The organism is Parachryseolinea silvisoli (assembly GCF_021190955.1).
GTDB lineage: Bacteria > Bacteroidota > Bacteroidia > Cytophagales > Cyclobacteriaceae > Ohtaekwangia > Ohtaekwangia silvisoli.
Window position 1 is genome coordinate 603,482 of record NZ_JAIOAO010000002.1, and the last position, 21,695, is coordinate 625,176.

The window sequence follows — 21,695 nt, forward strand, 5'->3', positions numbered from 1 at the left end:
ACATTACAGTTTCTTGAACACAATCTGCTCAGCCTGTTTCGCGACAAGCTGGTTATAAAACTCCCGCAGGGTAGGGTACTCATCCATTGGAAACATACTTTGATTGATTTGTAACATGCTGACAATATTCAATTGGTTACCTGTTTGCGAGACGTTGTAGGTATACTTGCCGGCATTGTTCGGTAGCATAAGCACCTTGGGCTTGGGAATCTCTTCGATGGCATACCCCTCGGGTATCGTGATCCGGCACAGATAAGTTTTTTCCTCCGGCCGGCCAAAGTCAACCGGATACTCACGAGCCTCTAACTTAAATACGTTCTCTTTGATCTGACCCATCACAAAAGGATTCATGTAGATCATCCCGCCCGCCACAGTTGTATGTTCGCTAATATTCACGGCGTGAATCTGGTTCACACTTTGAGTCACTTCTGCTTGATTCTGAAACTCGCTGCTCTCTACTTCCCACGCCTTGTCTGCCAAAAAGCCCTTCACATATTCTTGTTCACCCTTGGCGAAATACACCTGGCGGAATTCGCGTGCGGCATACCCCTCATGGGTATATTTCATTTTGCCTTTAAGCTCACCCGTCGGGTGAAGAACCAATTCCGTGCTGATCACCGTTCGCGCCTTTGCCTTCGGTTGAATCGGTATCCAACGATGTTTTGTTTTTGAAATAACTAACCCGTGACTGTTAAGGCAGCGCTCTGGTAAGATTCCCATCGGCAAATAGCGATCAGTGGCATCCAGCAACAGGGTTTTGTCACCCAACGTCACCGAGCAAATCGCATAGTTGAACTGACTCGACATCGGGTACTGCTGACGCACAAAACCGTGGTCGCGCGTACTCAATAATACCATTTCTACCGGTATGTCTACCTTTTCAAGCATCGAAGCCAGGGCGAGATTGATGTCACCAGCGCTTCCTTTTTTATTCTCAAATATCGTCTTAAGATTATCCGCATAGAAATCCTTGGTGCCCGTCCACTCCACCGACTTTTGAACATAGCTAAAAATAGCAGCCACTTTCTGCTGGGGGTCGGTCACGCCCACCGTGAGTTCTTCCGCCTTCTTTTTTAAGAAATTCGAACCTGTTATCGTCTTACCAAAAGCTTCGCTCTCCAACAGATTTGTATTGAGCTTTTCCCACGTGCCCATAATCTCCTGAACTGGCTTTCCAGGGAAGTTGATATGCGAAAGCGCCAGATTTATCTTAGAGACATAGTCGTTCTTACACGTGATGAACGGCTCGTCTTTAAATGCCGGCACATCTTTCATCACCCAATGGTGTCCGTCGATGCGGAAGTCCGTACTATTTTTATTCTTTACTTCGTATACTGCAGGGGCGATGTAACCCTGCATATACTTCTCGAATATGAAAAACTCCGGAAACAACGCCCAATATTCACTCCAGCGAACTGGAACTTTATATTGAAATTGCCAATCAGGAAAGTTGGTAATAAACCCCGAAGTCAGGGTGTAGGAATACTCCAGCACCGAACCCTCCTTTACATTGGGGAAAGTAAACTTTTGCAGGTTAACATTCCGGTTAAACTTTTCTTTGAAAATGCCATCCTTGGAAAGATCGGTCTCAACAATTTTTCCATTCTCCAAATTGTAGGTAGTGGCTTTCAATTTGGTAACGCGTTCCTCCTCAGTGCCTTCGCGGAAAAGTGGTATCTCAACATCCGCCAAATCAAACCCATCTTTTTTCAGAATTTTGATGCGTACATGCCGTTCAAAGCTCAGCGACGCATTGATCGTAGTGACAGTAACGTACGCTTCGCCATAATCCGATAGGATTACCGCCGATGCCGAAGAGTCCTTATTATAGGTCTTCATCGTCATGTCATCCATTGGAATTTCGCCAAACTTAATAGGGGATTTTTGAGCCACCGCACATAGCGGCGCCAACAGGGCCAGGTGAAGCCCGAAGATTAATGCCTTCATACAACTACAGATTAGATTAGACTTTTTTGGTTATGTAAGTTTACGGAAATCGAGCTACTTTATCGCTACTTTTGTAATGGGGTAATCCTATAATCTTAATTAAATCACATTGGCCAAAATAAAAACAGGATTCTTTTGTCAGAACTGTGGGTATGAATCAGCAAAATGGCTCGGCAAGTGTCCCTCTTGTAACGAATGGAATACATTTGCGGAAGAAGTTGTAACCAAGGACGACAGCAATAATAAAAATGATTGGCGTCAGGACAATGGCCGGCAGAAAACCGTAAAAGCAAAGGCACTACACGAAGTAGAATCTTCGCGCGAAATTCGCGTCAACGCCGGCGACCAGGAGCTAAACCGGGTGTTGGGTGACGGCATCGTACCCGGCTCACTTGTACTAATCGGCGGTGAACCCGGAATTGGCAAATCAACACTGATGTTACAGGTAGGCCTGGGGATGAAATCCCTGCGGATACTCTACGTATCGGGCGAAGAAAGCGAACAACAAATAAAAATGCGCGCCGACCGCATTGGCCACAGCTCGCAAAACTTCTTTGTCCTGACCGAAACGAATACCAAGAATATATTCCTGGCCATCGACGCTGTGTTGCCGCAACTCGTCATCATCGACTCCATCCAAACCCTATACTCGCCCGTGATGGACTCCGCCGCAGGCAGCGTTGGCCAGGTACGCCAATGTGCCGGCGAGATGATGAAATTCGCCAAGGAAACCGGCATACCCGTATTTCTGATCGGCCACATCACCAAGGATGGTTTGCTGGCAGGACCAAAAGTGCTGGAACACATGGTCGATACCGTACTGCAATTTGAAGGCGACCGCCACCTGGCCTATCGCATTTTGCGCACGACGAAAAATCGTTTTGGCTCCACCTCCGAAATTGGCATCTACGAAATGCTCGGCACCGGCCTGCGCGAAGTATCAAACCCCTCGGAGATTTTAATCTCGCAGAAGGAAGGCCAATTAAGCGGCGTAACCATTGGCGCCACCATCGAAGGCAACCGACCCCTCTTGATCGAGATTCAGTCCCTCGTCAGCCCCGCCTCCTACGGCACGCCACAACGTACGCCTACCGGCTATGACCAGAAACGCCTGAACATGTTACTGGCCGTGCTCGAAAAACGCTGCGGCTTCCGCATGGGCACACAAGATGTATTCCTCAACATGGCTGGCGGTATAAAAGTAGAAGACCCTGCTATCGACCTGGCCGTCTGTATTTCGATCATCTCCTCGATGGAAGAAATACCTGTATCCGACAAGATCTGCTTTGCCGCCGAGATCGGCCTCGGAGGCGAGTTGCGCACCGTGAATAAGGTCGACCAGCGCATTTCAGAAGCCGAGAAACTGGGCTTTGAAGAAATATACGTCTCTAAATTCAGCCAGAAGTCCCTCGATCTCAAGAAGACCCGCATCCAGGTAAAGGCTTTTGCCAAATTGACGGATGTCTTCCAGGATCTTTTTGGTTAATCATATCCGCAAACAGCATGATACGCTCCCTGTTTTCACGATCCGCCTGGCTGCACCTGCGCATACCCTTCTCATACTACCTGTTGCCGGTATTTTTATTCAGCCTCGCCGTCTCGCCCAACATCAGCCCCAACCCGCTGCTGTGGACGTTCCTGATCGTGCACCTCTTTTTATACCCCGCCAGCAACGGATACAACAGCTACTTCGACAAAGACGAGAAAAGCATTGGCGGCCTCAAGAATCCACCCAAAGTAAACCTCGGGCTATACTACCTGTCCTTATTGTTTGACCTCATCACTATCGTACTGGCCGTGGTCAAGATCAGCATCACCTTCGCCATATTGATATTCATCTACGGGCTCATCTCAAAAGCGTATAGCCACCCGGCTGTACGATTAAAAAAATACCCCGTCGCCAGTTGGTTGATCGTTGGACTGTTCCAGGGGCTTTTTACATTCGTCATGTGCTACGTGGGCATAAACCGGTTTCCATTGGAAAACGCCCTGAAACCAACGGTGTTGATCCCCGGCCTGCTCAGCACGGCCCAGTTGTTGGGCACCTATCCCATTACGCAAGTATATCAACATGAGGAAGACGGCAAGCGTGGCGACCATACTTTTAGCCGCATGCTGGGTGTGCGCGGCACATTCTGGTTTGTAGGAGGAGTCTTTACACTGGTCACCGCCGGGTTCATAGCGTACTTCTATTCTTTTTATCCTGGCCAGGGTTACGAGTTTATCTTCGTGGCGGCGCTGTCGCCCGTGGTCTTGTTTTTCCTCGCGTGGTTCTGGCGGGTATGGCGGGATGAATCGCGGGCTAACCATGCATCGACCATGTGGCTGAATTTTATTTCAGCCACATGTCTAAATGCATTCTTTATATACCTGTTGCTGGACTCGACCCAGCTGACTCAACTTTTCTAACACATTATGAGATGGTAGCACCCACGCGCTCCAGCAACGCCTTCGTGGCGCGAATGCCCTCTTCCGGCGACAGCTTGGTGCCTTCATACTCTATGCCGACGTAACCTGTATAGCCAGCCGCCTTCACGATCTGCAGCATTTTGCTGTAGTCCGTCTCCACGCAGTTGCCCTGTTCATCAAAGTCGTGCGTCTTCGCGCTCACGCCCTTGGCAAATGGCATCAGCTCCTGCGTGCCTTTATAACGATCGTATTCTTCCAGACACTTGGTCTTCATCCACGCCTCCATCGTGTTGGCCTCGGGCTTCGTACGATTAACGCAGAAGTTGCCGAAGTCAGGCAATGTGCCGCAGTTGTCCATTCCCGTGCCGGAGATTACACCACTCAGCCATTGGCCGTCAGACGAGAAGCCACCGTGGTTCTCCACGATCACACCGATGTTGTGCGGCTTGGCAAACTCCGACAGTTGACGTAACCCATCCGTGGCGGACTTGGCCACTTCCTCGCGCTTGCCTTCGCCCGCAGCGTTTACGCGAATGGAATGACAACCCAGGAACTTGGCAGCCTCTACCCACTTATAATGGTTCTCCACAGCCTGCTTGCGTTTCTTGGGGTCGACATCACCGAGGTCACCTTCGCCGTCGCACATGATCAGTACGCTGGTCACGCCGAGGTCGTCGCAGCGTTTCTTCAGATCAGCCAGGTAAGCCTGGTCTTTCGCTTTATCTTTAAAGAACTGGTTGACATACTCTACAGCGGAAATACCAAAATCGTTTTTGGCTTTCGCAGGGAAATCAAGATTGTTTAACTGTCCCCCGAAGAGCGCCGGATGCAGCGACCACTGTGCTAATGAAATTTTGAAAAATAATTCCTTTGGTTTTTCCATAGTAGTAGCGGTGGAGTCTGCAAGTTTAGTTTCTGGTGTAGGCTTGCCCGTACAAGATGCCAGGAAAGAAGGCCCTACCGTTACACCGGCGGTAATAAGTCCCAGTGAGCGGATAAAATTTCTTCGGTTGGTTTCGTTACGCATGGTTGTAAGAATTTTGTGCTACGGAATATAAGAACTTCCTAACAGATAACCACACAAGCGTAACGCTAAGCAAACACCGAACCGTGTGTACTCCGCACAATGGCCTTCGCCAGCGGCCGTACATGTAACACCAGACCAATCGCCAGGCGCGAAGCCGTCTCACTTCCAAACAGCCGTTGTATCTGCCGGCCCCGCCACAAATGCACCGCGAACTGCGCACGCCATTGTGCGGTATATAGTTTCTCCAATGCCGCCCGGTTGGGAGTCGCGCTACGGTAATACGGTATCAACAGGTCCGTCAGGATCTTCGCCGAACGAATGGCCATGGCCATGCCATTGCCACACAACGGTGTGATCATACCCGCGGCATCACCCAGCATGAATATATGATCCTCCACCGGCTGTTTGGTCTCAAAGGATATTTCATTAATCGTCTCCGGTTTGGCCGAAAGAAACTCCGCTCCCATAAAGATGTCGCGCAGCAAGGGGTTTTGATATAGCACACCGTGTTCCATATCACGAATGTTGCCATATGCCTTCAGGTTATCACGGTGTGTCAGGTAACAGAGATTTACTTTACCATCCTCTACATGACTCATACCACAATAGCCGCCGGGAAAATTATGCAGCGCAATCAAGTCGTGCTGATGTTCCACGCGCACATGGTATTTCACACCCACATACGGCGATCGCTTTTGTACAAACGATCTTTTCAGCTGCACATCGATGCGCGACCGCTTGCCAAAGGCCCCAATCACTACACGCGCTTCGAACGATCGGTCAGCCGTCTTTACTTCAAAACGGTCGTTGGCAAAATGCACCGCGTGTACTTCGGTGTCAAGTAAAAATTTCACCCCTGCTTCGCGCGCACGTGTATACAAAAAGTTGTCAAACGCATAGCGGCTCACACCAAAGCCACCCAGGTCCAGCGGCAATACCGCCGAGCGCCCGGTAACCGACGAAAGTTGAAAACGGCTGATTTGTGCAGGATGTAAACTTTCCGGATACACACGCAGCGATTTCAAAAATGGGGAGACCTCGTGCGAGATGTATTCACCGCACACACGTTGTTGCGGATACGTGCGCTTTTCTATTACAATCGATGGAATACCAGCCTCCGCCAACCGGAGAGAGGCAATGAGTCCACCGAGACCTCCGCCAATAATGATGATCTTATCTTCTGCCATTCCCTCAAAATAATACGAAAAGGGGAAAACCGGGCAGTCAAAAAAATATTTCCGCGGGAATAGAATCTTTTCGGGAGGCTTTTTACGTTAGATGTTGTTACGACCCACAGTTAGCATGTCTATGGAAACAACTATACCGGCTGAGGCCACCAAACCTTTGAACGTCCTGTTGATTGGCAACAACCCAATCGAGCTCAGTGTTGTATTGGAAAAGCTACAACAAGTACGTGACAAGAAGATCATTACGGAAATTGCGTTCGACCTCAAAAGTATTCTCGAACGACTGATACGTTTTAATCCAAACTTCATTTTTATCGACGACAACCTCGGCAACTTACAATTGCGTGAGACCGTCAGCGAGTTGACAAACAATCGCAAGACGAAGGATATCCCCATCACCGTCCTGAAAAACTCCAACTACCACGAAGCCGCAGGCTCAGGTGCTGCATTGGACTATCTGCTCAAACAAAACCTCTCCGCCGACGCACTGTACAACACCGTGAAGAACTCCCTGAAGTTCCGTCGCACACAACTGTACCTGTACCAGGCATACCAAAAACGCAAAAAACAGATCGGTAAACTGATCTAAGCAAAAGAGGTTGCCAAAAACAACGTGAGCGCGAAGAAGAACGGAACATCTTCGCGCTCACGCTCACACTGGTTTAAATCTGGTCCTCCAACGTAAACTCTTTTCGCATACGCTCACCCCTGCGGTTAATCTCCAACCGGATCTTCTTACGCGGCTTGCTGTTAAAAAACCCGTTCACGTGGTTAAGACTCAGATACTGCGTCATCACACCGTTAATGCTGAGAATAACATCGCCGGCCAGCAAACCAGCCTTATCAGCGGCCGACTCCTTGCGCACTTCCGAAATCTCAAAGATGTTTAACTGCGAGCCCCGTGCCTTTAAGATGAGCCCGCTCAGGTTATAATGAAATCCTTTTTTGAACGACGAATTTTTGCGCAGGTATATTTCTTCTTTCGGAAAATTAAAGATGATGCTAAAGCGGCTCATGATCTCGCCACCCACGGCGCCGTTCCGAAAAATATTACCCGTCTTTAAGGTATCGGTATAACTATTGGGGTCGGGAAAATTCGCGATGGCATTCATCAATTTATACGACCCGATTTCGATCGATCGAATGCGGCCCACCTTTCCGGTGATCTCGCCACCCAACCCGCGACCAATCACACTGCTAATCACATGCGCCGGCGCCTGAATGCGGCTGTCCGTCGTAGGGTCTAACAACAACCCATGGCTTGCACCCGAGTCCATCAGCAGCTTGGCGTTAAACGACGTACCGTCTTGCAGCACCACCGGCGTGATGATGTAGGGTTTCGTGTCTTCAATCTTCATCGGCAGCGTCTGGTACTTGCGCGGTTTGCGGAAATATTCCGGGAGCGTGAGCGTCAACACTTTCTTCTCATAATCTACCTGCACAATAAAACGGCTGAATAGCTCATAGCCTAAAATGCCATGCACGTCGGTACCCATATAGTTGCGCAGCTGCAAGTAGTCCTCCTCCAGCACCAGCATGGCGTGGCCACGTCCCATAATGCCAGGCAGCTCGATCGTTACATTGTTGGTCACATACGCGTCAACAAGTTTTTCACCACCCGGACCGGAGATAGTATATCGACGGGAGTACGGCAGGTTAAGAATATCCGAAAAAGTCTTTTGCGTAAGAATGGCCGTGCGCACACCCGTATCGAGAATAAACTTCAGCGGCAAGGTTCCATTTAACACAACCGGTAAAACCACCAGGTTGTTATAGATCTCGATGGGCATCTGTACCTTCCGTTGGCCGTCGACAATGGAAAATCCTAAATTCTGTGCGGCCGCAGGAAAAATACCATAGCAAAACAAAACAGAAACCAGAAAATTCCTGATCATAACGTGTCTGGCCAGAAGGTTTACTGGTAAGATAAGGGAATTACGCGAATGTCCTATCGTATTGCGGTGCGGATAGCAGATAAAAGTGTTTCGGGTGTGTTTTCGCGGAGGAGTACCGCCAATTGATCGGCGTCCAGAAAGCCCTCGCTCACCATCCATTGCATTTGTGCTAACAACGGATCAAAAAATTCACGCGTGTTCAGCAGTCCCACAGGTTGTGTGATCAGGCCGAGTTGTTTCCAGGTGAGAATTTCCGCCAGTTCGTCCAACGTGCCCCAGCCGCCCGGCATGGCAACAAAGGCATCCGAAAGATCGGCCATGCGCTTTTTGCGGGCGTGCATCGTGTCTACTACCTCCAGGGTGGTAACATTTCGATGCCCGACCTCGAGCTTCAATAAGAAATCAGGGATGACGCCAATGACCTTACCGCCACCGGCTAAGACAGCATCGGCCACTACGCCCATTAACCCAACGTTGCCGCCTCCGTATACTAGCGTGTGGCCCTCTTGTGCCAACAAACTGCCAAATGTTTTTGCCGCCGCTTCGTACGCCACAGCGTGGCCACGCCGCGAGCCGCAGAAAACACAGATGTTCATAAGGGGAAAATCCCGTGTGGGGATTAGAATTTGTTGTCGTGCTTGTTCTTGCTCACCATTTTATTGGGGAAGATCCAAGGGGACACGATCGCCAGAATAAAAAGTGCGATCACAACATAAAAAGGCCACCAAGATGCGAAGTCCATAACTTTATTAATTTTAGGCTCGTAAAAATAGGGCGTGTCCCAGTATTTTGCATCAGAACCAGTAAAAAATGTTTCGGTCGCAATAATTGGGTCGGAAACCCTTGTCTTTCTGTATGAAAAAGTTTCTGATCATCTCCGGACTGGCCGTGGCCGTCCTGATTATTTTAGGGTGGGCGACCATGTATTACATGAAAAAGCAGACTAAGTCTTTTAGTCCGGAAGAGGAGGTCGTCTTCAGCCAAAACAAGCTCACCATCAACGTCTTTTATAACCGGCCCTTCAAAAAAGGCCGTGTTATCTACGGCGGACTGGTGCCCTATGGCAAAGTATGGCGTACCGGCGCCAACGAAGCCACCACCTTCCAAACCTCGCAAGACCTCAAATTCGAAGGCAAAACCCTTCGCAAAGGCAGGTACTCGCTCTGGACCATTCCCGGCGAAGACACCTGGACCATCATCTTTAACAGCGAATACGGCCAGTGGGGCGTCAGCTCCGATGGTGAAGCAAACCGCTCACCCGACCGCGACGTGCTCCAGGTACAGGTACATCCCGTCCTGCAGGACCGCGAATTCGAACAATTCACTATTGCTTTTGAAAAGCTGGGCGAAGAGGTGGAAATGGTGCTGATGTGGGACAAGACCCTCGTCGCCGTACCCTTTGCCTACTAAGCCCCGCCCCGGCAATCCATCATCCTTTTCTAACCACCGCCTTTATGGTAAGCTTTTTGTTTTCCGGCAACGCCGCCGGAATGGCGTTAACGAAATAGGTAAAGCTTCCCGGGGAAGCACCCTGCGACACCAGGTAGTTGATAATCGCCTGGGCTTGCGCCTGCGTGCGGTCATTGTGGAAAAGCTTCTTGACCATAATCGTGTCGCGCTTGTACAGCTGCCCCAATGAATCGATGTCGTCATATTTTGTATGGATCGAATCGACCGAAATTTCCGTCAGGTCGGCCGACGACCGGTTGGCATCTTCCACGTAGCCGCTCAGCAATACCTGAATCTCAAACTTAAATCCGGGGTTCGCTTTTATGAGGCGTGCCAGTTGTTTCAAGGCATTGTCAGACGTAGCCTGCAGCGTACTGGAAGAAGGCTTAAATTGCACGCCATCCAACACGATTTCGTCACCCACAGCCGGCTGTTTTAACGTCACATTTACTTTCTCTTTTTGCGGCACCTTGTCACCTGTCAAATCCAACTGCCGCGAGAAGTACGACACCTGACTTTGCTCCGGATCAACCGACAATTCATATCGTGTCCCTTCGGGCAAGTAAACGTAATACGAACCATCGCTCGCGGGGCGGCCGCTATAAACGCGTTTGCCCGTAGTCATATCAGACACGGAAAGATAGGCGGGCGTAGCTGCACCCGAGGCATCCGATATTTTGCCTTCCAGTTTCATAATACCTTTCGGCCGGAGATTGTCTGGTATCAGGAATTCTGTGATCTCGCGATTGTTACGGGTGCCTGGGGCTTCTTTCAATAGATATCGCCCGAGTGCCGCCACGCTTACATATTGATCGTCTTCGGCTGTATTGACAAAATCCAGCGGCGCCGGTGCTGACCAGCTACCATTCTTCAGGCGTGACATATACAGGTCCATGCCGCCTTTACCACCGGCTTTGTCAGACGAAAAGATCAGCGTCTCGCCATCGGCCATAATGCGTGGGGCCTGAGCGTTGCCGGTATTGATCGACGCTGGCAGCGCCACGGGTTCTTCCCATTGACCATTTGATTTTTTTACCGTGCGGAAAATCTGGCAACCACCGGCTTTACGCTGGTCCATTTTGTCGCACCGCATAAAGTATAGTGCGCTGCCATCGGGGGTAAACGACGGACAGCCATCGTTGGTTTTGGAGTTGATGGGCGCCCCAAAATTTTCCGGTGTGCTCCAGGTCGTTCCCTTCAGTTCCGAAACAAAAATATCATAACCGCCTACCACGGGCGATTTGGCACAAGTAAAGTATAGCTTTCTGCCATCGGCGCTGAGCGCATAGCCCTGGAAAAAATTGAGACGCGTACTGAGGTGCTTGGGCAATTCCACTGGGGTAGACCAATCTGTTTCACGCGACGTATACATGACTGCCAGCGCGCCATCCTGACCACTGTTCGAGACAAAAAGCAGTGCATTGCCATCATGGCTGATATAGGGCGACGACACGTCAAGCGACGGGTGGTTGATAATGCCGGGCAACTTGCGCACCTTGGATTGGGCACAGGCCGGCAACGCCGTTAAGCCTAGCAGCAGGAAAAGAAGAGGAGTTTTTGTCATAGGGTGAATACCAATAGAAACCGGGAAATAGAATGGATTAGCTAAAATTACGCAATTCCGTCCGGCAGGAAAGCAATTTTCAAGGGGGTGAATTATTTCCAGATTTTCAGTTGCCGTTCGGGGTTTTTCGGCTTAGCATCGTAACTTCGCTGCCAGAAAAAACCGTGTAAAATGATCCAGGTCATTCCATCCATTGCCATTCGCAAAGGGACCGTCGTCAAGATGCGAAAAGGCGATCCCAGCAGTGAAAAGGCATACAACGAAAACCCATTGGACCTTGCCAAGCGGTTTGAAGATCATGGAATCGACGTTGTCCACCTGGTCGACCTCGACGGCGCCGAAAAGGGCAGCCCCATAAACTGGCACGTGCTCGAAACCATTGCCGGCCATACCAACTTAAAAGTCGACTTTACCGGCGGCATCTCCACCGACGGCGACATCAGCAAAGCCTACGAATATGGTGCCGCATATATCACTGCCGCCAGCATTGCTGTCACCAATCCCGAGCTCTTTGCTTCATGGATCATCTCGTATGGCCGTGAGAAAATTACGCTCGGCGCCGACGTTGTAGACCGCAACACCAAAGAGATGCTCTTCCGTGGCTGGCAGCGGCGCACGCAGCAGGGCCTCATGGAGCACCTGGACTATTTCGCCTCCCGTGGGCTAAAGTATGTGAAGTCCACCGACGTATCGCACGATGGTACACTCGAAGGTCCGGCCTTTGAATTTTACCAGGACATACTCGATGCGTTTCCCGACATTTGTGTACTCGCCAGTGGTGGTGTACGCGGTGTGGATGACATCAAACGGCTCAACGACATGGGTATCTTTGCTGTCATCTTCGGCAAGGCATACTATGAAGGTCTCCTCAACCTCAAAGACCTGGAACAATTCCTGATCAAAAAGGAAATATAACTCGCTTTCGCTAACTGTCTTTCCATTGAATTCCGATCGCTATAATCAACGCGGCGTATCCGCCTCCAAAGAAGATGTCCACCAGGCCATCCGTAATTTAGACAAGGGACTTTTCCCCAAAGCATTCTGTAAAGTTGTGCCCGACTACCTTGGCCACGACGATGCATACTGCACCATCATGCACGCCGACGGCGCCGGTACAAAATCATCGTTGGCCTATTTATACTGGAAAGAGACGGGCGACCTGTCCGTATGGAAAGGCATCGCACAAGACGCCATCATCATGAACATCGACGACCTGCTGTGCGTCGGTGCCATTGATAACATTTTATTGTCCTCCACCATCGGCCGCAATAAACACCTTATCCCTGGCGAAGTGATCGCCGCGGTCATAGAAGGCACAGAAGAGGTACTGGCCATGCTGCGCAGCCACGGCCTGAACATCATCAGCACCGGTGGTGAAACTGCCGACCTGGGCGACCTCGTAAAAACCATTGTCGTCGATAGCACCGTCGTTAGCCGCATGAAACGCAGCGACGTAATCGACAACCAAAACATCCAGGCAGGCGACGTAATTGTAGGCTTCGCTTCGTTCGGGCAGACCTCCTACGAAAGCGAATACAACGGCGGCATGGGCAGCAACGGCCTGACATCAGCCCGTCACGATGTCTTCCACAAAGACTACGCAATAAAATATCCCGAGTCCTACGACGGCAACGTCACCGCAGGCCTCGTCTACACGGGCAAGTGCCGCCTGACCGACACCGTGCCCGGCGCGCCCATCAATGCCGGCAAGCTGGTGCTATCACCCACGCGCACCTATGCGCCCGTCATCATCGAAATGCTCAAACAACTGCGCAGCCGGATCCATGGCATGGTGCATTGCAGCGGCGGCGCACAAACCAAAGTGCTCCACTTCGTCGACGACGTACACATCATCAAAGACAACCTGTTCGATATCCCACCGCTCTTTAAGCTTATTCACGACCAAAGCGGCACCGACTGGAAGGAGATGTATAAAGTATTTAACATGGGCCACCGCATGGAAATATACCTGCCACAAGCTCACGCACAGGCCGTCATCGACATCGCCAGGTCGTTTAACCTCGACGCGCAGATTGTCGGCCGCGTAGAAGCCGGCAAAAAGCAAGTGAGCCTCCGCACACCGTTCGGAGAATTTACCTACTAATCAGAATTTAGTTACTACTTTACTGCAAAGACTCAACGACCTACGAGTGAGCCTCTGCTTCCGTATCTGTCTCCGTGTGCTCCTTACTGCGGAATTTAGACATTAGAGATTCCTTACTTTCCAACAGGCGATGCGACGTAAGATAATGAATCACTTTTTCTTCCAGATAGTGATGCAGCGGCAGTAAAATGGAGATCAACACGATTTTGATTAACATAATCTTCCACGGCTCGCCATGCGTGGCGTGGTGAATCTGATTATCGGCGATTAGAATAATAAACTCAAACAAGAAAATAAACGCAAAGAACCCCAAAATTTTGATCGTGGCCTTTGACACCCGAAAAATACCCAGCATGACCAGCACAATAAACACTGCAGCAATCGCCACGGTAATGCCCATGTACTGGAGGTTATGCCGGTCATGTAGCGCCTGCGCTTCCTTCAATTCTTCTCGCTCGCGACGTTTTGTTTCGTCCGCCACTTCCAACAACATCAGATCTTTCTCGGTAGCTAATAGTTTCAGGCTGTCTGTATACTGGTGATAGCGTTGATTATAGATGTAAGCATTCTTAAAATCACCCATCTGCTGATAAACCGAATCCAACTCTTGTGAAACCTCTTGCTTCATCTCGAGATTACCCGACCGTTCGCCAATGCGATATGCCTTCTGTAGATAAACTAATGACTTGTCGTACTTCTTCAAATCGTTGTAAAGCTGGACAAGATGCAGGTAGAAGTTATAAAGGTTGGAAGTATTTGCGCGGGCTTCCGCCAGCGGCTCCGCTTTGGTATAGAAATACTGCGCAGAATCATATCGGCCTAGCTTGGCATACGCGAACCCATACGTTTGAAAAATAATAAACTCAAGATTCGCCCGCTGCATGAAGGTAGTCAGATCAGGTGTGGCCTTGAAATAAGCTAATGCCTTCTCCGTCTGGCCGCTCTGTAAGTATTGCTCGAGGATACTGATATATCCGTTCACGCGGGTCACGCTGAAATGAATGGAATCCGATAACGCCAGCACCCGCTCGTGGTACTCCATCGCGATGTCGTACTGTTTCGCACCCATGTAAACAGTGCCGATTTGACGGTACAGCAATAGCCTGTCCAACGTCTTTCGATAGCGAAGCGTCAGCGCATGAACCTTGAATAAATAGTCTTTCGCTTTCTCATGATCATCCAGACTGTAGTAAAAGTCTGCCATGTTGTAATAACTCAATTTCAAAGGCTCATAATGAGCCAGTGCTTCGGCAATCGAAAGCGCCTGTAAATATTGCCGAAACGCTAACAACCTTTCTTTTTTGGCGAGGTAAGTATCGCCCAAAGATCCAAGACAGATCACACGCAGAGAATCGTCTTCTGTGGTAGCTGACAACGACAACGCCAGGTTACTGTAATTGAGAGCCTTGTCTGTTTCACCATTGTTTCGTGCTATCCGGGCCAGGACGACATAAGCCTCCGCCTGCGATCCCTCCAGGTTACTGGCCTTTGCCAGGGCCAGTGCTTTTTCTGCCGATACTAATGCCTTTGCCGCCTGATCGCGATTGCCAGCACCCACAGAGAAATACCGTTGCGCATCCAGCAGCAGAACGTGAACCATTAATTTCCGGTCACGCGTCTGTTCGGCAAGATCCAACATCTGCAATGCGTAACGATCCGCTTGCGCCTCATCGAGCACCATATAGAGACCCGACAGCTCCTTCAACGTAGCGAGCCGCGCGGCGTCCGTTTTGGCCAGCTCCAGATCGCGCTTCAAACTGTCTATATAACCGTTGTCTTGGGCGAGGCCAGCCGTGGCAAAAAGAAAAAACAGGATGGCAGACAATAGGCTTCGCGTCTTCATGTGGGTATACATTGAAGCACTAAGGTAAAAAAGCCAGGCAACTAAAGAAAATTAGCCTTTGCTAACACCCTCGGCCTTGGGTTTTCGTTTTTCACGAATCATTTCAATGATTGGCGGCAGAATCGATACAAAGATGATCCCAAGGATCACATAGGTGAAATTGTTCTTGATCACCGGCAGGCCACCAAAGAAAAAGCCCAGCATCAAAAAGCTGGTCACCCAGGCGATTGCACCGGCTATATTAAAAGTAGCAAACTTGCCGTACGACATCGTGCCGATACCGGCTACAAACGGTGCAAACGTGCGAATGATAGGAATAAAGCGAGCGTAGATAATAGTCTTGCCGCCGTGCTTATGATAAAACTGTTGGGTCTTCGTCAGATACTCCAGCTTCAGAAGCCTGAACTTACCGTTGAAGGCCTTCGGCCCAATAAATTTGCCGACGTGATAGTTTACCAGGTCGCCGAGAATGGCGGCAATAATTAGCAGAATCAGCATCAAGCCAACGTTCAATCCTGTCTCCGGCTTGGCGATGATCGCACCCGCTGCAAACAACAGCGAGTCACCCGGCAGGAACGGCGTTACCACCAGACCGGTCTCGGCAAAGATGATTAGAAACAGAATGAGATAGGTCCAGGTCTGGTAATCCTGAACGATTTCCACCAGGTGGTGGTCAATGTGCAGAATAAAGTCAATGAGGGATTTTATAAGCTCCATAATAGATTAAAGTCAAGACGTCGCGAAAATAACAAAAGCTTTACCCTCCACCCAACTTTCCGGTAACGAAAGCCTACCGGACTTTGCCGGTGTTGGCCATTATTACATTTATGTTATCGCATAATTTCTGACACCGGGCAAAAATACGCCGACCTGCCGCCCAACGCTTGAAGCTCTCTACTTCAGGCAATTCGGGCATGGGCCTTGCCGTTAAAAAAAGTAGGCCTCGTATATTCGTGTTTTGTGGGCTTGATATTTTAACATGACTTCAACATTATGGTCGATATTCTTATCGTAGGTGCAGGTGCCGCGGGGCTCACGGCCGCCCGCACGTTAAGTGTGGCCGGACGATCCGTAACCGTATTAGAAGCACGCGAGCGCATCGGCGGCCGCATCCATACGCTCCGCACCAACTTTACCGTGCCCGTAGCCGAGGGCGGCGCCGAATTTATGCACGGCAACTTACCGCTTACAACGGCCCTCATGCAGGAAGCTAACATGCCCTTCTACGAAGGCGACGGCGCCACATGGAACGTACAACACCACCGGCTGCAAAAAGGAGACATCATGCCCGAAGGGTGGGATGACGTTAACAACAAACTGCGAAGCCTGAAAGAAGACATCAGCATCGGCGCCTTCCTCCGTCAGTACTTTGGCGATGATGTCCATCGCGCACTGCGCGAAAACATCACGCGCCTGGTCGAAGGCTACGATGCAGCCGACGTCGACAAAGCCAGTGCGTTTGCCCTACGCGAAGAATGGGCAGCCGAAGAAAACCTGACGGGCTACCGGCCCAAACAGGGATACGGACCGCTCATGGAATTCTTACAACATAAATGCGCCGCGCAAGGAGTCGTTTTTCATTTTAAAAACAACGTAACGCACATACGCTACACGCCGGACTATGTGGAAGTTACCACCGCCGAAGGCGAACGATATATCGGCCGCCAGATCGTTATCACGGTACCGGTAGCCGTACTCAACGCCGGGGCCGTCGCCTTCTCGCCCGAGCCTGTCCAGCACCTGCAGGCATTGCGTCGCATCGAGACAGGAGGAGTGATCAAATTCCTCATCGAATTTACGGGTAAGTTTTGGGAACGGCCTCAGCCAGACGAAGGCTATGTCATGCCGGACCTGCACTTTCTGTTTTCCGACGCGTATGTTCCGACGTGGTGGACACAAAATCCTGCACAATCTACATTATTATCGGGGTGGCTATCCGGGCCCATCACCAAACACCTGCGCAAAGGTGACCATGAGCTATTACAAGAGGCATTTCTTTCGCTGGCCTATATTTTTAATTGTACCGAGGTATACTTACGGCAACATATTCGCAATGCCAGGGTCTTTAACTGGGTCACCGATCCGTTTGCCCGCGGCGCCTATGCTTATAAAAGCGTCGGCAACGACGAAGCACTCAAAATACTCGCCGTGCCCGTAGACGACAAACTTTATTTTGCCGGCGAAGCATACTATAATGGCCCGGAAATGGGCACTGTCGAGGCCGCCCTGGCCAGCGGTACCACAATCGCTGAAAAAATCCTCGCAGAAAAACACCTGTAAGATTAAAGTTTACATCGTCTATATTTCGAGTATATAACCTGCGGAAAAACCCTGATCTTCGGGTCCGACGATGGAAAGCGCTTTGCCAGCCGATTTTGCGAGCCTCTTCAGGCAACATCATAAAGGTCTATGCGACCTTGCCTATAATATTGTGTGCGATCGTGATGCCGCAAAGGACATTGTGCAAGAAGTTTTTGTTAAGCTTTGGAACAACCGGTCGCACGTCATCTTCGGCGACCAGATCAAACATTATCTTTATAAGGCCACCGTGCACACGGCCTATAATTATGTGCGTTCGCACAAACGTCTTTTTTCGTTAGACGATTACAAAGGTCTGGACATGCTGCGCGCCTTTCCGGAAACGGAATCCATTGAAATTCGTGAGCTGGAGCTCCGCACCCGGCAGGCGATCGACCGGCTGCCGGCCAAATGCAAAAGCATTTACCTCCTCAGCCGCCAGGAGGGCCTGAAATACCAGGAAATAGCGGATACCCTGGGCATATCGCTCAAAACCGTTGAAAATCAGATGGGTATTGCCCTCGAAAAGCTTCGCCAGGAGCTAAAACCCTTCCTTTCGCTCGAAATGGTCACATGGCTGGCCGCTGCCGGCCTGGCACTCTATCGGCTTATCTTTATAGAAGCGTAAAATAATTAAGAAATTTTAGGGGGGCGTTTGGGGGTAAGGTTACCCTTGCGTGCTATAAGCATACCTAATCATTAAAACAATACGCTTATGAAACGTCTGCTTGGCCTAATCTTAATCACCTCTGCCGTGCTGTTTTCAGCATGTTCGCAGTATACCTGTGCTACTTACGTTAAGAATACTCCGCCGGTAACAAAAAAGACCCAGCGGGTATAATTCCAGTATAAACTCACCCGATGAACGCAGATACACCAACCCCACGATGGAATAAAATATCCGCATACCTGTCGGGTGAGCTGGAATCTTCCGAGCGACTGGCTTTTGAGTCCTGGCTACAGGATTCGAAAGACAACCAGCGAGTCTTTGAAGAAGCCAAAAAGATCTGGGCGAGCAGCCGCCTCAAACTGACATCGGCCGACTATGGCACCGACGAAGAATTAAGCCGGCTCATGGCGCGTCTGCAGCGTGATGAGCGCAGCGAAAATGTACGCATACTTCGCAGCCCATGGTTGCGCGTCGCGGCCGCCGTTATATTCGTGGTCGTGGGGGCGTGGTTTTATACCCAGTTCCAGGGTTCGTCAACCTACCTACCCGGCTTTACACATGCCGCCGGCGATCACGTAGCGACTTTATACCTGCCCGACAGTAGCCGTGTGTGGCTCAACACCGGCAGTCGCATCAGCTACGACAAAAACTTCAACATAACCGAACGGCGGATCTACCTCGAAGGCGAAGGATATTTTGAAGTACGATCCGACTCGACACGGCCCTTCCGTGTATTGACGAAGACGACCATCACCCGTGTGGTCGGCACCGCCTTTAACGTAAAGGAGACCGATACGCTTACAACCTTAACGGTGAAGGAGGGAAAGGTTAACTTTTCGCGCATGGACAATACCCGCGGTGAGGTTCTACGGGTCGTGCATGGCGAGCAGGCAACCTTTCACCACCCCCACCAAATCTTCAAAAAATCTGCAATCATCAACAACGCGTATGCAGGATGGCGCCGGGCAAACAACCCAGCCTTTCAAAAGGAAAAAGAAAATCCGGTCGCTTTCCTGACTACGCGCTACGCCTGGCGAAAAGACCGCGCACATCAATCGGAAGTATACGGGCAGGTATGGAACCATGCCGAGCTGGCGACCTATAAAAATGTAATTCTCAAGGTCACCTACGCCACCCCCGGCGGCAAACCTAAGACCATGCGCATTAAAACGGAGCAGGTCATTTACCCGGGACAGCCCATCGACTTCCGCAAAAAACTGCGCGACCTTTCCTCCTCGACAAGTTATCTCAAGGTCGAAGTAGAATCGGCCGAACTTATTTCAGGATAGTATGGTAACCATGAACGACAACACTACCAACGCAGCCACAACGTACACGCTGCCGCAACAAGCCGAGGCCTTAATAAAGTTGGCCGAAAAAATCATCGAGCAACACGGCAACTCCGGCCCGCAAAGCCCCGTGAAGCCACACCTGATTGCCGACCTCAACTCGCGCGTCAGTCCCGCACGCGCCCGTCACGAGCAAGGCTTGCGCTACGCCCGCATGGCACAAGACGCGTTCGCCGAACGCGACGAATTACTAGGCAAAATTCCCGGCCGCAAAAGCGAGCTCGACGTGCGCAACCTGGTAGAGATGGTCGTGGAGCTGGTAAAAGAACACTACCCTGAGTCCGTGCACAAATGGGGTTTTGAATAAACGTTTGCTGAGCATACCGGGATGACACGGGATTTTTTGTTGACATCCCTGTTCTGACGATGCGAAGTTTTTGAATAAAGTAAGAGACTTGATTCATGGCCGATCCCTACCCATGAACCGTTCCCGACCATGCAGGAAATTAATAGCCCGCAGAATATTCCTATCCAAACTTTCCTTTGTCTTTAACAAAGCCAAATAGCGCACAATCTCATTTCTCCTGGAAGGACTCAACCCTTCGAATACCTGCATAGCAGCTTTATCCTTTCGCAGGGCTTTCAGAAATTCCGGCGAGTCAAATACCTCTTTTTCCGCGCCATCAAACTCAACCGTGAGCGCTATCTTTTCACCAATTCGCTTGGGTGAATCTTTCAACATCGTGGTATTAATATACAGCCGCCACTCACCGCTATATTTCACCAATGTCTGTTGGTAGGGGTCTCCGTTCACAGTCCCCTTGATGCGAATGTGACCTTTGTCCTTGCCCGCCTGGTCGAATATCTTTTTCAGAATTCGATCGGGCACTGATACATAGGGATTGATGCCGATGATTTTGATATGATCTTTAAACTTAAACATCCACCACAAGTTAAATATCAATCACCACTTTACCACACGTCGTACGATTTTGTATCGCCAGGTAAGCCTCTTCAACTGTATCAAACGTATAGCGCTTTCGGTCCATCAGCGGTCTCAGTTTCCCAACCTCGGCAATGTGTGTTGCTGCCGTGAGGATCGCGCCATGCGCGGCATGATGTTGACCCGAAATGAGCGGATACAACGTAAACACGCCCGAATAGGTCGCCCCGCGAAACGACAGCGGCGCCAGGCTATGGGTACCCCAACCCAGTGTACTTACTACATGACCCGTGTAATGCTTTACCGCTTTGAACGAGTGGTCCAATCCCGCGCCACCCAGCGTGTCGAGTACGATATCGAAACCCTCGCCGTTAGTATATTCCTGCACGTATTCCTCCAGGCCGGTGGTTGTATAATCGATCGGCGTAGCACCATAGCTTTTTACCAATTCGTTTTTGTCGGGCCGCACCGTGGTAAAAACCCGGGCACCTTTATAACGGGCCAGCTGAATCGCCACATGTCCCACACCTCCGGCGCCACCATGTACTAAAACCGTCCTGCCTTTTGATACATTCGCGCGGTCCACTAATCCTTCCCAGGCGGTGATCGTAATCAACGGCAGCGCAGCCGCCTCGCGGAAAGAGAGATTGCGGGGCTTGCGGGCCAGCAAGTTTGCATCGACTGAAATATAGTCGGCCAGGGTGCCGGGCAAACCCGCCACGCCACCAACCATGCCGTACACTTCATCGCCTGCGTTGAAAGACGTTACTCCTTTTCCCACAGCCTCCACTAAACCCGCCATGTCTATTCCAAGAATTGCCGGCGGTGTTACCTGTGCGTGAACCGCTGCACCGGACTTGATTTTCAGATCCAGCGGGTTAACGCCGCTGGCCACGATCTTCACTAATACCTGTCCGGCAGCTGGCTCCGGTGTTTCGATTTCCTCCAATACAAACGGTGTATTGTAGCTTTTTAGAACTAATGCCTTCATATACGTTTACATACGCCAGGCTTCCGTCGGCTTGGCGCACCAAAATTCCACAATATAGCCCCGAACTTTGGTGTATTCT

21 protein-coding genes are annotated in these 21,695 nt (G+C 50.4%); 10 read left to right on the forward strand and 11 right to left on the reverse strand.

Features of this window, described 5'->3' with window-relative positions; all coding sequences use genetic code 11:
• Window positions 1-3: 3 nt before the first annotated feature.
• On the reverse strand, window positions 4-1,947 hold the full coding sequence (locus tag K7P01_RS12325) for a transglutaminase domain-containing protein (protein WP_267293353.1): 1,944 nt from the start codon (window positions 1,945-1,947) through the stop codon (window positions 4-6).
• A gap of 109 nt (window positions 1,948-2,056) precedes the next feature.
• Here K7P01_RS12325 and radA point away from each other — a divergent pair, with 109 nt between their 5' ends.
• Both radA and K7P01_RS12335 read left to right on the forward strand, forming a co-directional pair.
• Window positions 2,057-3,433 (forward strand): DNA repair protein RadA, encoded by a 1,377-nt coding sequence (radA, locus tag K7P01_RS12330; RefSeq protein WP_267293355.1) that lies wholly within the window; start codon window positions 2,057-2,059, stop codon window positions 3,431-3,433.
• Window positions 3,434-3,450: 17 nt separating this feature from the next.
• Window positions 3,451-4,356: a UbiA family prenyltransferase gene (locus tag K7P01_RS12335; protein ID WP_267293357.1), complete on the forward strand. Its 906-nt coding sequence runs from the start codon at window positions 3,451-3,453 to the stop codon at window positions 4,354-4,356.
• A 4-nt stretch (window positions 4,357-4,360) separates the two neighbouring features.
• On the opposite strand, the gene K7P01_RS12340 is transcribed toward K7P01_RS12335, so the two are convergent.
• Window positions 4,361-5,383, reverse strand: coding sequence for a sugar phosphate isomerase/epimerase family protein (locus K7P01_RS12340; RefSeq protein WP_397311100.1), 1,023 nt, complete (start codon window positions 5,381-5,383; stop codon window positions 4,361-4,363).
• Window positions 5,384-5,448: 65 nt separating this feature from the next.
• Window positions 5,449-6,570 (reverse strand): NAD(P)/FAD-dependent oxidoreductase, encoded by a 1,122-nt coding sequence (locus K7P01_RS12345; RefSeq protein WP_267293359.1) that lies wholly within the window; start codon window positions 6,568-6,570, stop codon window positions 5,449-5,451.
• A 115-nt stretch (window positions 6,571-6,685) separates the two neighbouring features.
• On the opposite strand from K7P01_RS12345, the gene K7P01_RS12350 reads away from it, so the two are divergent.
• Window positions 6,686-7,159 carry a hypothetical protein gene (locus tag K7P01_RS12350; RefSeq protein WP_267293361.1) on the forward strand — a complete coding sequence of 158 codons (474 nt, stop codon included), beginning with the start codon at window positions 6,686-6,688 and terminating at the stop codon, window positions 7,157-7,159.
• 73 nt (window positions 7,160-7,232) lie between these two features.
• Here the strand turns inward: K7P01_RS12350 and K7P01_RS12355 are convergent, their stop codons facing one another.
• Genes K7P01_RS12355 through K7P01_RS12365 form a run of 3 tightly spaced genes read right to left on the reverse strand, consistent with a single transcriptional unit; the run spans window position 7,233 to window position 9,207 of the window.
• Entirely contained in the window at window positions 7,233-8,465 is a 1,233-nt protein-coding gene (locus K7P01_RS12355; RefSeq protein WP_267293363.1) for an aspartyl protease family protein, read from the reverse strand.
• 53 nt (window positions 8,466-8,518) lie between these two features.
• A complete protein-coding gene (locus tag K7P01_RS12360) occupies window positions 8,519-9,061 on the reverse strand; it encodes an LOG family protein (protein ID WP_267293364.1) in 543 nt (180 codons plus the stop codon).
• Window positions 9,062-9,084: 23 nt separating this feature from the next.
• The gene (locus K7P01_RS12365) at window positions 9,085-9,207 is read right to left on the reverse strand and encodes a hypothetical protein (protein WP_267293366.1); all 123 of its coding nucleotides are present in this window, start codon (window positions 9,205-9,207) and stop codon (window positions 9,085-9,087) included.
• A 113-nt stretch (window positions 9,208-9,320) separates the two neighbouring features.
• Between K7P01_RS12365 and K7P01_RS12370 the strand changes: the two genes are divergently transcribed.
• Window positions 9,321-9,875: a DUF2911 domain-containing protein gene (locus K7P01_RS12370; RefSeq protein WP_267293368.1), complete on the forward strand. Its 555-nt coding sequence runs from the start codon at window positions 9,321-9,323 to the stop codon at window positions 9,873-9,875.
• Between the two features lie 19 nt (window positions 9,876-9,894).
• Here the strand turns inward: K7P01_RS12370 and K7P01_RS12375 are convergent, their stop codons facing one another.
• Window positions 9,895-11,478 carry a TolB-like translocation protein gene (locus K7P01_RS12375; protein WP_267293370.1) on the reverse strand — a complete coding sequence of 528 codons (1,584 nt, stop codon included), beginning with the start codon at window positions 11,476-11,478 and terminating at the stop codon, window positions 9,895-9,897.
• Between the two features lie 171 nt (window positions 11,479-11,649).
• Here K7P01_RS12375 and K7P01_RS12380 point away from each other — a divergent pair, with 171 nt between their 5' ends.
• Complete coding sequence (locus K7P01_RS12380) at window positions 11,650-12,393, forward strand: 1-(5-phosphoribosyl)-5-[(5-phosphoribosylamino)methylideneamino]imidazole-4-carboxamide isomerase (protein WP_267293372.1); 744 nt, start codon at window positions 11,650-11,652, stop codon at window positions 12,391-12,393.
• Between the two features lie 25 nt (window positions 12,394-12,418).
• Window positions 12,419-13,582 carry an AIR synthase related protein gene (locus tag K7P01_RS12385; protein WP_267293374.1) on the forward strand — a complete coding sequence of 388 codons (1,164 nt, stop codon included), beginning with the start codon at window positions 12,419-12,421 and terminating at the stop codon, window positions 13,580-13,582.
• 40 nt (window positions 13,583-13,622) lie between these two features.
• On the opposite strand, the gene K7P01_RS12390 is transcribed toward K7P01_RS12385, so the two are convergent.
• Complete coding sequence (locus K7P01_RS12390; protein WP_267293376.1) at window positions 13,623-15,425, reverse strand: tetratricopeptide repeat protein; 1,803 nt, start codon at window positions 15,423-15,425, stop codon at window positions 13,623-13,625.
• A gap of 51 nt (window positions 15,426-15,476) precedes the next feature.
• Complete coding sequence (locus K7P01_RS12395) at window positions 15,477-16,142, reverse strand: DedA family protein (RefSeq protein ID WP_267293378.1); 666 nt, start codon at window positions 16,140-16,142, stop codon at window positions 15,477-15,479.
• Window positions 16,143-16,418: 276 nt separating this feature from the next.
• Here K7P01_RS12395 and K7P01_RS12400 point away from each other — a divergent pair, with 276 nt between their 5' ends.
• From K7P01_RS12400 to K7P01_RS12415, 4 genes are all read left to right on the forward strand, one after another.
• Window positions 16,419-17,705: a flavin monoamine oxidase family protein gene (locus K7P01_RS12400; RefSeq protein ID WP_267293380.1), complete on the forward strand. Its 1,287-nt coding sequence runs from the start codon at window positions 16,419-16,421 to the stop codon at window positions 17,703-17,705.
• A 70-nt stretch (window positions 17,706-17,775) separates the two neighbouring features.
• Complete coding sequence (locus K7P01_RS12405; RefSeq protein ID WP_267293382.1) at window positions 17,776-18,351, forward strand: RNA polymerase sigma-70 factor; 576 nt, start codon at window positions 17,776-17,778, stop codon at window positions 18,349-18,351.
• Between the two features lie 233 nt (window positions 18,352-18,584).
• Window positions 18,585-19,682: a FecR domain-containing protein gene (locus tag K7P01_RS12410; RefSeq protein ID WP_267293384.1), complete on the forward strand. Its 1,098-nt coding sequence runs from the start codon at window positions 18,585-18,587 to the stop codon at window positions 19,680-19,682.
• Window positions 19,683-19,692: 10 nt separating this feature from the next.
• On the forward strand, window positions 19,693-20,049 hold the full coding sequence (locus K7P01_RS12415) for a hypothetical protein (RefSeq protein ID WP_267293386.1): 357 nt from the start codon (window positions 19,693-19,695) through the stop codon (window positions 20,047-20,049).
• Window positions 20,050-20,142: 93 nt separating this feature from the next.
• Here the strand turns inward: K7P01_RS12415 and K7P01_RS12420 are convergent, their stop codons facing one another.
• Complete coding sequence (locus tag K7P01_RS12420; RefSeq protein ID WP_267293388.1) at window positions 20,143-20,625, reverse strand: YdeI/OmpD-associated family protein; 483 nt, start codon at window positions 20,623-20,625, stop codon at window positions 20,143-20,145.
• A 10-nt stretch (window positions 20,626-20,635) separates the two neighbouring features.
• Window positions 20,636-21,616, reverse strand: a complete 981-nt coding sequence (locus K7P01_RS12425) for a zinc-dependent alcohol dehydrogenase family protein (protein ID WP_267293390.1) — start codon at window positions 21,614-21,616, stop codon at window positions 20,636-20,638.
• Window positions 21,617-21,695: the final 79 nt, after the last annotated feature.

Excerpts from the sequence above, each read along its gene's own strand:
- K7P01_RS12345 (WP_267293359.1), bottom strand. The coding sequence starts at position 6,570 with ATGGCAGAAGATAAGATCATCATTATTGGCGGAGGTCTCGGTGGACTC.
- K7P01_RS12420 (WP_267293388.1), bottom strand. The coding sequence starts at position 20,625 with ATGTTTAAGTTTAAAGATCATATCAAAATCATCGGCATCAATCCCTAT.
- K7P01_RS12400 (WP_267293380.1), top strand. The coding sequence starts at position 16,419 with ATGGTCGATATTCTTATCGTAGGTGCAGGTGCCGCGGGGCTCACGGCC.
- K7P01_RS12405 (WP_267293382.1), top strand. The coding sequence starts at position 17,776 with ATGGAAAGCGCTTTGCCAGCCGATTTTGCGAGCCTCTTCAGGCAACAT.
- K7P01_RS12410 (WP_267293384.1), top strand. The coding sequence starts at position 18,585 with ATGAACGCAGATACACCAACCCCACGATGGAATAAAATATCCGCATAC.
- K7P01_RS12425 (WP_267293390.1), bottom strand. The coding sequence starts at position 21,616 with ATGAAGGCATTAGTTCTAAAAAGCTACAATACACCGTTTGTATTGGAG.
- K7P01_RS12370 (WP_267293368.1), top strand. The coding sequence starts at position 9,321 with ATGAAAAAGTTTCTGATCATCTCCGGACTGGCCGTGGCCGTCCTGATT.
- K7P01_RS12395 (WP_267293378.1), bottom strand. The coding sequence starts at position 16,142 with ATGGAGCTTATAAAATCCCTCATTGACTTTATTCTGCACATTGACCAC.
- K7P01_RS12350 (WP_267293361.1), top strand. The coding sequence starts at position 6,686 with ATGTCTATGGAAACAACTATACCGGCTGAGGCCACCAAACCTTTGAAC.
- K7P01_RS12335 (WP_267293357.1), top strand. The coding sequence starts at position 3,451 with ATGATACGCTCCCTGTTTTCACGATCCGCCTGGCTGCACCTGCGCATA.
- K7P01_RS12340 (WP_397311100.1), bottom strand. The coding sequence starts at position 5,383 with ATGCGTAACGAAACCAACCGAAGAAATTTTATCCGCTCACTGGGACTT.
- K7P01_RS12415 (WP_267293386.1), top strand. The coding sequence starts at position 19,693 with ATGAACGACAACACTACCAACGCAGCCACAACGTACACGCTGCCGCAA.
- K7P01_RS12355 (WP_267293363.1), bottom strand. The coding sequence starts at position 8,465 with ATGATCAGGAATTTTCTGGTTTCTGTTTTGTTTTGCTATGGTATTTTT.
- K7P01_RS12325 (WP_267293353.1), bottom strand. The coding sequence starts at position 1,947 with ATGAAGGCATTAATCTTCGGGCTTCACCTGGCCCTGTTGGCGCCGCTA.
- K7P01_RS12380 (WP_267293372.1), top strand. The coding sequence starts at position 11,650 with ATGATCCAGGTCATTCCATCCATTGCCATTCGCAAAGGGACCGTCGTC.
- K7P01_RS12390 (WP_267293376.1), bottom strand. The coding sequence starts at position 15,425 with ATGAAGACGCGAAGCCTATTGTCTGCCATCCTGTTTTTTCTTTTTGCC.
- K7P01_RS12375 (WP_267293370.1), bottom strand. The coding sequence starts at position 11,478 with ATGACAAAAACTCCTCTTCTTTTCCTGCTGCTAGGCTTAACGGCGTTG.
- K7P01_RS12360 (WP_267293364.1), bottom strand. The coding sequence starts at position 9,061 with ATGAACATCTGTGTTTTCTGCGGCTCGCGGCGTGGCCACGCTGTGGCG.
- K7P01_RS12365 (WP_267293366.1), bottom strand. The coding sequence starts at position 9,207 with ATGGACTTCGCATCTTGGTGGCCTTTTTATGTTGTGATCGCACTTTTT.